Here is a 9,190-nt window from a genome sequence, read left to right on the forward strand (position 1 = left end):
TTTATCTTAACTTAATAAAAATTTAACATTGGTTGTAGATACTGCATATTTATAACCTTAATCGTAAATGCAACAGAAATTTTCTAGTCTAAAGTCGCACCCTTTGTGCAAAAATCGTTTTACAAAAAGAAAGGAAAGAAATGGAAATACAACAAACACACCGCAAAATCAATCGCCCTATTATTTCTCTCGCTTTAGTGGGGGCATTAATGAGCACCGAACTAGGGGCTAACACGCCAAATGATCCCATACACAGCGAGAGTCGCGCTTTTTTCACAACCGTGATCATTCCAGCCATTGTTGGGGGTATCGCTACAGGTGCTGCTGTAGGAACGGTTTCAGGACTTCTTAGCTGGGGGCTCAAACAAGCCGAACAAGCCAATAAAACCCCAGACAAACCCGATAAGGTTCGACGCATTCAAGCAGGAAGAGGTTTTAATAATTTTCCTCACAAGGAATACGACTTATACAAATCCCTACTATCTAGCAAGATTGATGGAGGTTGGGACTGGGGGAATGCCGCTAGGCATTATTGGGTCAAAGACGGGCAATGGAACAAGCTTGAAGTGGATATGCAAGACGCTGTAGGGACTTATAACCTTTCAGGCCTTATCAACTTTACCGGTGGGGATTTAGACGTCAATATGCAAAAAGCCACTTTGCGTTTGGGCCAATTCAATGGCAATTCTTTTACAAGCTTTAAAGATAGCGCTGATCGCACCACGAGAGTGAATTTTGATGCTAAAAATATCTTAATTGATAATTTTGTAGAAATCAACAATCGTGTGGGTTCTGGAGCCGGAAGAAAAGCCAGTTCTACGGTTTTGACCTTGAAAAGTTCAGAAAAAATCACGAGCCGTGAAAACGCTGAAATCTCTCTTTATGATGGTGCCACGCTCAATTTGGTTTCAAGCTCAAATCATAGCGTTGATCTTTATGGTAAGGTGTGGATGGGCCGTTTGCAATACGTGGGAGCGTATTTGGCCCCTTCATACAGCACGATAAACACTTCAAAAGTGGTAGGGGAAATGAATTTTCGCCATCTCGCTGTGGGTGATCAAAACGCCGCTCAAGCAGGCATTATCGCTAATAAAAAGACCAATATTGGCGTGCTGGATTTGTGGCAAAGTGCGGGGTTAAGCATTATCACCCCTCCAGAAGGCGGTTATGAGAGTAAAACTAAAGATAACCCTTCTCAAAATAATCCTAAAAATGACACGCAAAAAACAGAAACTGAACCCACGCAAGTCATTGATGGGCCTTTTGCTGGTGGTAAAGACACGGTTGTGAATATTTTCCACTTAAACACTAAAGCCGATGGCACGATTAAAGCGGGAGGGTTTAAAGCTTCTCTTAGCACGAATGCGGCTCATTTGAATATCGGCGAAGGCGGTGTCAATCTGTCCAATCAAGCGAGCGGGCGCTCTCTTTTAGTGGAAAATCTCACCGGGAATATCACCGTTGAGGGGACTTTAAGGGTGAATAATCAAGTGGGCGGTGCTGCTATAGCAGGCTCAAGCGCGAATTTTGAGTTTAAGGCTGGCGCTGATACCAACAACGCCACAGCCACTTTCAATAACGATATCCATCTAGGAAAAGCGGTGAATTTAAGAGTGGATGCTCATACAGCTTATTTTAATGGCAATGTTTATCTGGGAAAATCCACGAATTTAAGAGTGAATGGCCATAGCGCTCATTTTAAAAATATTGATGCCAGCAAGAGCGATAATGGGCTAAACACTAGCCTTTTGGATTTTAGCGGCGTTACAGACAAGGTCAATATCAACAAGCTCACTACATCTGCCACTAATGTGAACATTAAAAACTTTGATATTAAGGAATTGGTGGTTACAACCCGAGTTCAAAGTTTTGGGCAATACACTATTTTTGGCGAAAATATAGGCGATAAATCGCGCATTGGTGTCGTGAGTTTGCAAACGGGATATAGCCCGGCTTATTCTGGGGGCGTTACTTTTAAAAGCGGTAAAAAACTCGTTATAGATGAAATTTACCATGCCCCTTGGAATTATTTTGACGCTAGGAATGTTACCGATGTTGAAATCAACAAGAGGATTCTTTTTGGAGCCCCAGGAAACATTGCCGGCAAAACAGGGCTTATGTTTAATAACCTAACCCTAAATAGCAACGCGAGCATGGATTATGGTAAGGATTTGGATTTAACCATTCAAGGGCATTTCACCAACAATCAAGGCACGATGAATCTTTTTGTCCAAGACGGGCGTGTAGCGACCTTGAATGCAGGCCATCAAGCAAGCATGATATTTAATAATTTAGTGGATAGCGCAACCGGGTTTTACAAACCACTCATTAAGATCAATAACGCTCAAAACCTCACTAAAAATAAAGAACATGTTTTAGTGAAAGCGCGAAACATTGATTATAATTTAGTGGGAGTGCAAGGCGCTAGTTATGATTCTATTTCTGCAAGCAACACCAATCTGCAAGAACAATTCAAAGAGCGCCTAGCCCTTTATAACAACAACAACCGCATGGATATTTGTGTGGTGCGAAAAAACAATCTCAATGACATTAAGGCATGCGGGATGGCTATCGGCAACCAAAGCATGGTGAATAACCCTGAAAATTACAAGTATCTTGAAGGTAAGGCATGGAAAAATACAGGGATTAATAAAACGGCTAACAACACCACAATCGCTGTCAATTTAGGCAACAATTCTGCACCTACTAGTTCTGAGAGCAATACCACAAATTTACCCACAAACACCACTAACAAGGCGCGTTTCGCTAGCTACGCTCTCATAAAGAACGCTCCTTTCGCTCGTTATAGCGCTACTCCTAATTTAGTCGCTATCAATAAGCATGATTTTGGCACCATTGAAAGCGTGTTTGAATTGGCTGATCGCTCTAAAGATATTGACACGCTTTATACTCATTCAGGCGTGCAAGGCAGGGATCTCTTACAAACCTTATTGATTGATAGCCATGATGCGGGTTATGCCAGAACCATGATTGATGCTACAAGCGCTAATGAAATCACCCAGCAATTGAATGCGGCCACTACCACTTTAAACAACATAGCCAGTTTAGAGCATAAAACCAGTGGCTTACAAACCTTGAGCTTGAGCAATGCGATGATTTTAAATTCTCGTTTAGTCAATCTCTCTAGAAAGCACACCAACAATATTAACTCGTTCGCTCAACGCTTACAAGCTTTAAAAGACCAAAGATTCGCTTCTTTAGAAAGTGCGGCAGAAGTGTTGTATCAATTTGCCCCTAAATATGAAAAACCTACCAATGTTTGGGCTAACGCTATTGGGGGAACGAGCTTGAATAATGGCGGTAACGCTTCATTGTATGGCACAAGCGCCGGCGTAGACGCTTACCTTAATGGGGAAGTGGAAGCCATTGTGGGCGGTTTTGGAAGCTATGGTTATAGCTCTTTTAGCAATCAGGCAAACTCTCTTAACTCTGGGGCCAATAACACTAATTTTGGCGTGTATAGCCGTGTCTTTGCCAACCAGCATGAATTTGACTTTGAAGCTCAAGGGGCGCTAGGGAGCGATCAATCAAGCTTGAATTTCAAAAGCGCTCTATTACAAGATTTGAATCAAAGCTATAATTACTTAGCCTATAGCGCTGCAACAAGAGCGAGCTATGGTTATGACTTTGCGTTTTTTAGGAACGCTTTGGTGTTAAAACCAAGCGTGGGCGTGAGCTACAACCATTTAGGTTCAACCAACTTTAAAAGCAACAGCAATCAAAAAGCGGCTTTGAAAAATGGCGCAAGCAGTCAGCATTTATTCAACGCTAGCGCTAATGTGGAAGCACGCTATTATTATGGGGACACTTCATACTTCTATTTGAACGCTGGAGTTTTACAAGAATTCGCTCATGTTGGCTCTAATAACGCCGCATCTTTAAACACCTTTAAAGTGAACGCTACTCGCAACCCTTTAAATACCCATGTCAGAGTGATGATGGGTGGGGAATTGCAATTAGCTAAAGAAGTGTTTTTGAATTTGGGCTTTATTTATGGGCACAACTTGATTTCCAATGTAGGGCATTTCGCTTCCAATTTAGGAATGAGGTATAGTTTCTAAATACCGCTCTTAAACCCATGCTTTGGCATGGGTTTGAAATCTTACAAAAATTTAACCCCTACAACGCATACACCACAAGCTTATTATCATGCCAGATCGCTTCTAAGGGCGTGTCATAGAGCGCACTTAAATTGTGTGAAGTCATAGCGATTGGCGTGGAAGCTTGCAAAAAAAGTTTTTTATCTTTGAGCATGACCACATGCGTGGAGTGCCTGGCAACCAAATTCGGATCATGGATATTGACTAAAACGCTCAATTCTCGTTTTTTCATCTCATCTTTAATCGCATCAAAAAAAAGGGCTTGGTTTTTTAAATCTAAAGCGCTCGTAGGCTCATCCAGTAACAATAAGGGCGTTCTTTGCAATAAACTTCTGGCTAAAAGCACCATTTGCCTCTGACCGCCGGACAAATCGTTAATGCCTTGATCTTTTAAGGACTCTAAATCCAAGCGCTCTAAAACGCTAGTGGCTTCTTTAATGTGCTTGGCTTTAGGCATAGCGAATAGATTCAAATGCGTCGCCTTCCCCATTAAAACAAAATCCAACACGCTGAAATTAAACGCATAATATTCCACTTGGGGGATATAAGCGATTAGTTTGGCTTTTTCATAAGGCTTTAAGGGTAAAATATCTTTGTTACACGCCTTGATTTCGGTTTCTTCTAAAGGCTTTAAAAGCCCTAAAAGGCATTTTAAAAGCGTGGTTTTACCAGAGCCATTAGGCGCTAAAATGCTGGTGATGCTGTTTTTTGGCACGCTAAAACTCAACTTGTCTAAAATGAGTTTTTGAGAATATTTAAAGGACAGGTTTTTAACTTCTAAGACCATCACACCCCCCTAGTTCTAAACAAAAGCCATAGGAAAAAAGGCGCTCCTAAAACGCTTGTCGCAATGCCTACCGGTAAATCATAGGGGGTAATGGTTTTAGCCACCACATCCGCTAGAAGCAAGAAAAACGCTCCCATTAACAAAGAGCTTAAAAGCAGTTTTTGTAAATTCGCCCCAAAAAACAACCTAGCCACATGCGGAATGACTAACCCAATCCAGCCAATCGTGCCGGACACGCTCACCGCTAAAGCGCTCGCAACGCTCACGCACACCAAACAAAGCGATCGCAACAGCACCGGGTTAATCCCCAAGCTCAAACTTTGTGCATCGCTCAAGCTCAATAAATTGATGCGCCACCTTAACAAAAAAAGCGGGATAAAGCCTAAGGATAGCCCTATGAAAGCGATCAAGCAATCCTTATAACTGCTCAAAGACAAGCTCCCTAAAAGCCACACGACAATCGCTTGCGCTTTTTGGGGGATCACAAAGAATTTTATCGCTCCAGCAAGTGCGCTTAAAAACGCGCTCAACACCACCCCTGAAAGCACCAACGAAAGGACGGAATTACCCAAAACCCTATTCATCGCCAAAACAGCAAGGCTGGCTAAAATCGCCCCAAAAAACGCTAAAATCGCAATGTTAGACTCCACTACCGCTATCGCCATCGCCACGCCTAGCATCGCCCCGCTAGAAATCCCTAATAAAAAAGGGTCAACTAAGGGGTTTCTAAAAATCGTTTGCATCACCACCCCACTCCCGGACAAACTCGCTCCCACCAGGAGCGCTAAAATCACTCGTGGTAGTCGTATTTCTAAAATAATAATACTTAAAGAGCTCAGTTCTTCATTGTGCAAAAAGTGGTTTTTCACATTCAGGCACACTTCTTGCCATTCTTCCAAACTCAAGGACTCCCCTCCAAACAAAAGCACCACCACCGCTAAAATCACGCAAGCTAAGGCGATATGATAGGTTTTAAGCATCACGCTTCCTTTTAAGAACGATTAATCTGAACAAAGAATCATACCAACTACTCGGGAGGATTCTATACAACGCTAACAATAGTTGGGTTTTTAAGCCGATCAAATAGCGGGCCTTGATTTTTTGACTCATGCTAAGAAAAACGATTTTTTGCGCCACGGCTTTAGCGCTTAGGGCGTTTTCATACACGCTCGCATAAAAAGTTTTAGCCGCATCCACTTCTAACGCATAAACGCTATCTTTTCGCTCATCGTTTTCAAAAGCGGTTTTTTCCCAGTTGCTTTTCACCGGGCCTGGCTCAATCAAACACACTTGAATGTTAAAGGGTTTAAGCTCTAAACGCAAAGCGTCGCTATAAGCCTCTAAGGCATGCTTACTCGCGCTGTAATGGCCTAAAAAGAGCATGCTCATACGCCCCGCTATGGAAGAAAGATTGAAAATCTTAGAATAAGGCTTGTTTTTTAGTAAGGGCAAACAAAACTGCACCACTTCACAAAGGGCGAAAAAATTCACGCCAAATTGCTTTTTAACCTCTTCAATAGGCGTGTCTTCTACGCTCCCAAACACCCCATAACCGGCGGAATTGATCAAAACATCGCAATGATCTTCTTTGGTGCTGATGTTTAAAAACACTTCTTTTAAAGCGTTAGAATCGCTCACGTCAATATCAACGCTCTCGCATAACGCATGGTTTAAGGCTACGCACAAAGTCGCATGCCTAGAGAGCGCATAGACTTTATACCCTTGATCTAACAGCATTAACGCGCACTCCAACCCAATCCCAGAACTCGCCCCAGTAATAATTGCCACCTTTTGGCTTTCTTGTTTCTCTCCAACGCCCATTCTCTAACGCTAACCCTCTTATTATTTTTATAATTCCTCTAATATTCACTCAATATTACTTAATTTTTACTAATATATAGTTCTTGGAATGTTTTTTACAAAAAACATTTTTAACACCAATTTTAATTAAGGAGAAGCAATGCCTCAAATACAATCATCGCATTCTAGCCATTTTGATTTTACTATAGACACAGCGGATCGCACTAAATTATTGATGAGCTATTTAGTCGTGCCTACAACCGCTAATTTCAACAACGTCATGCATGGGGGGGAATTATTGAATTTGTTGGATAAAGTGGCTTATGTGTGTTCGACTCGTTATTGCGCTAAAGGAACGGTCACTTTAAGCGTGGATGGGGTTACTTTTAAATACCCCATTCCTGTAGGGAATTTGCTCACTTTTTTAGCCAGTATCAATTATGTGGGCAACACTTCGTGCGAAGTGGGGATTAAGGTTTTGAGCGAAGATATTAAAACTCGTGAAATCACGCACACCAATTCTTGCTATTTCACCATGGTGGCTGTGGAAAATGGCAAACCCACCCCCATGCCTAAATACGAGCCTAAAACAGAGGTTGAAATCCGCCGTTATGAAGGGGCTTTGAAACGCAAGGAAATGCGCACACGAGGGTATTTAAAAAGCGGGAAACACGAGGGTATTTAAAAAACAAAAAAAGTGCAAGCGGTGTTTTACCCCTAAATTTATCCCTAAAAAAGGGGGGTGATTGGTTTGAGCGGTTGGTTTAAGCGTTATAAGGGGTGTGGGTGGATTAAAACAACTCGTTATGACTGCCTAACCTTACTAAAAAGAGGGTGTTTTCTTGTTTTTTAATTTGATAGACAAGCAATAAATCCGGTTTTAGGTGGCATTCCCTAAAATCTTTTAAACCGCCTTTGAGTGGGTGGTCTTTGTATTTGGGAGCTAGGGGTTGCTCTTTGGCTAAATTTTCAACCACTTTATATAAAAGCTTTAAATCAAACCCGTTTTTAACAAGAATTTTAAGATCCTTATCAAATTTTTTACTGGTTTCAATCATCAGCATTTTTAAATCTTAAGTTTTCACAATGTTTTTTAAAATCCTCTATGCTTTTAAAACAAAGGTGGTTCTTGGTATCTTCAGCCCTTGCTAAGATTTCTCGCTCTTCTTCTATGGTGTATCCGTTTTCGGTTAAATGGAGCGCCTTAAATTGGAGTGCTTTTTTGATTCTTTGTTTTTGAGCTTGGATTTCCTTCAATTTTTCTAACGCTCTTTTTTGTTTGGTCTTGATAGAATTTAAAAAGTTAAAAAGCTGTTTTTCACTGTATTGGGTGTAGTCTTTTTCTGCGGTGGTGTTAGGCATGCTTATTCCTTTTTTAAAAATATCAACTCATTATAGCACAAGCGATTTGGTTTAAGCGTTATAAGGAGTTTGGGTGGATTAAAACAACTCGCTATGACTGCCTAACCTTAACAAAATCAGCTCATCATCTTGCACTAAATACACAAGCAAAATGTCGGATTTAATATGGCATTCCCTAAAAGGTTTCCACTTTCCCTTTAAGGCATGATCTTGAAATCGTGGATCTAGCGGTTCTTTTTTTCTTAGAATGACTTCATTCAAAACGCTATCATCAAACCCATTCAAAAGCAATTTATCAAAATCTTTTTGAAAAGATTTTTTAAGATTGAGCTTCAACACCTAAAGCCTTTTTTCTCTCATTGCTATAACTAGAAAAATCCTCAACGAACAAATCTGTTTCTTTGTTGAGTGCATCTCTCATGGCTTGTTGCGTTTGAATGTTTGGGATCTCATGCCCCAAACAGCAATCTCTTTTATCATCAAAAGCTTGGCTGATTTTTTGCAAGAGTTCATTTAATGCGTCTATTTTATCCTTAAAGTTTTGATCCCTCTTTTCCAATTCTTTAGCCATTTTTTCTTTAAAAGAAACTCTATCATTTTGCATCTTTTTGATTTTTCGCTCTAATTGATGGATTAAATTAAAAAGCTGTCTTTCGCTGTATTTTGTGTAATCTTTGTTGGTGGTGTTTGGCATATTTATTCCTTTTTTTAAAAATACCAATTCATTATAGCGCAAGCGATAGAGTGGGATTAAAAAGGTTAGAAAAATCAAAACTTAAAGATTAAAAAGCGAAAACAGTGGGGATTGGCAAAAAGAAAAAGATCAAACCCCAAAAAAAAAGAAAGCTTTAAAAAAAGAGAGTTTAAAAAAGAAACCCATTAAAAAGAGAATTCAAAAACAAAGGGTTCAAAAAAGAGAATTTAAAACCCCCAAAAAGAGAGAGTTTAAAATAAACTCCTTAAAAAAGGGAGTTTCACAAAGGGTTTTAACGCTTTAGTAAGCAAACACATAGTTGAGATACACACTATAGAGTCTGCGGTATTTGAGTTCAGCCCCCATAAAGGAATAATAGTTCGTGTTAATGGTGGGGATTTTAAGCCCTAGTTCAATGCCGTGTTG

At 40.4% G+C, this 9,190-nt stretch carries 10 protein-coding genes; 2 read left to right on the forward strand and 8 right to left on the reverse strand.

Translation table 11 applies throughout. From position 1 onward, the window contains the following. Positions 1-140: 140 nt before the first annotated feature. Positions 141-4,082 carry a vacuolating cytotoxin autotransporter gene (locus EAL87_RS03525; protein WP_120913006.1) on the forward strand — a complete coding sequence of 1,314 codons (3,942 nt, stop codon included), beginning with the start codon at positions 141-143 and terminating at the stop codon, positions 4,080-4,082. Positions 4,083-4,140: 58 nt separating this feature from the next. On the opposite strand, the gene EAL87_RS03530 is transcribed toward EAL87_RS03525, so the two are convergent. Genes EAL87_RS03530 through EAL87_RS03540 form a run of 3 tightly spaced genes read right to left on the reverse strand, consistent with a single transcriptional unit; the run spans position 4,141 to position 6,729 of the window. Next, positions 4,141-4,908, reverse strand: coding sequence for an ABC transporter ATP-binding protein (locus tag EAL87_RS03530; protein WP_000242349.1), 768 nt, complete (start codon positions 4,906-4,908; stop codon positions 4,141-4,143). Then, entirely contained in the window at positions 4,908-5,888 is a 981-nt protein-coding gene (locus tag EAL87_RS03535) for a FecCD family ABC transporter permease (RefSeq protein ID WP_000921458.1), read from the reverse strand. The genes EAL87_RS03530 and EAL87_RS03535 overlap by 1 nt, the downstream gene beginning before the upstream one ends. Next, positions 5,881-6,729, reverse strand: coding sequence for an SDR family oxidoreductase (locus EAL87_RS03540; RefSeq protein ID WP_120913007.1), 849 nt, complete (start codon positions 6,727-6,729; stop codon positions 5,881-5,883). Before EAL87_RS03540 ends, EAL87_RS03535 begins: the two co-directional genes overlap by 8 nt. Positions 6,730-6,868: 139 nt before the next feature. Here EAL87_RS03540 and EAL87_RS03545 point away from each other — a divergent pair, with 139 nt between their 5' ends. After that, complete coding sequence (locus EAL87_RS03545) at positions 6,869-7,393, forward strand: acyl-CoA thioesterase (RefSeq protein WP_120913008.1); 525 nt, start codon at positions 6,869-6,871, stop codon at positions 7,391-7,393. Between the two features lie 106 nt (positions 7,394-7,499). Here the strand turns inward: EAL87_RS03545 and EAL87_RS03550 are convergent, their stop codons facing one another. The 5 genes from EAL87_RS03550 to EAL87_RS03570 all read right to left on the reverse strand — a co-directional run. Further along, positions 7,500-7,772: an HP0892 family type II toxin-antitoxin system mRNA interferase toxin gene (locus tag EAL87_RS03550; RefSeq protein WP_120913009.1), complete on the reverse strand. Its 273-nt coding sequence runs from the start codon at positions 7,770-7,772 to the stop codon at positions 7,500-7,502. Next, positions 7,759-8,070, reverse strand: a complete 312-nt coding sequence (locus EAL87_RS03555) for a type II toxin-antitoxin system antitoxin (protein ID WP_120913010.1) — start codon at positions 8,068-8,070, stop codon at positions 7,759-7,761. The genes EAL87_RS03550 and EAL87_RS03555 overlap by 14 nt, the downstream gene beginning before the upstream one ends. A 78-nt stretch (positions 8,071-8,148) precedes the next feature. Continuing rightward, positions 8,149-8,409 (reverse strand): HP0894 family type II toxin-antitoxin system mRNA interferase toxin, encoded by a 261-nt coding sequence (locus EAL87_RS03560; protein WP_120913011.1) that lies wholly within the window; start codon positions 8,407-8,409, stop codon positions 8,149-8,151. Continuing rightward, on the reverse strand, positions 8,390-8,764 hold the full coding sequence (locus tag EAL87_RS03565; RefSeq protein WP_120913012.1) for a type II toxin-antitoxin system HP0895 family antitoxin: 375 nt from the start codon (positions 8,762-8,764) through the stop codon (positions 8,390-8,392). Before EAL87_RS03565 ends, EAL87_RS03560 begins: the two co-directional genes overlap by 20 nt. A gap of 300 nt (positions 8,765-9,064) precedes the next feature. Beyond that, the coding region (locus tag EAL87_RS03570) for an outer membrane beta-barrel protein (RefSeq protein ID WP_001987031.1) at positions 9,065-9,190 on the reverse strand (126 nt) is incomplete at its 5' end.

Origin of the sequence: Helicobacter pylori (assembly GCF_003636935.1) — a bacterium.
Taxonomy (GTDB): domain Bacteria; phylum Campylobacterota; class Campylobacteria; order Campylobacterales; family Helicobacteraceae; genus Helicobacter; species Helicobacter pylori_CH.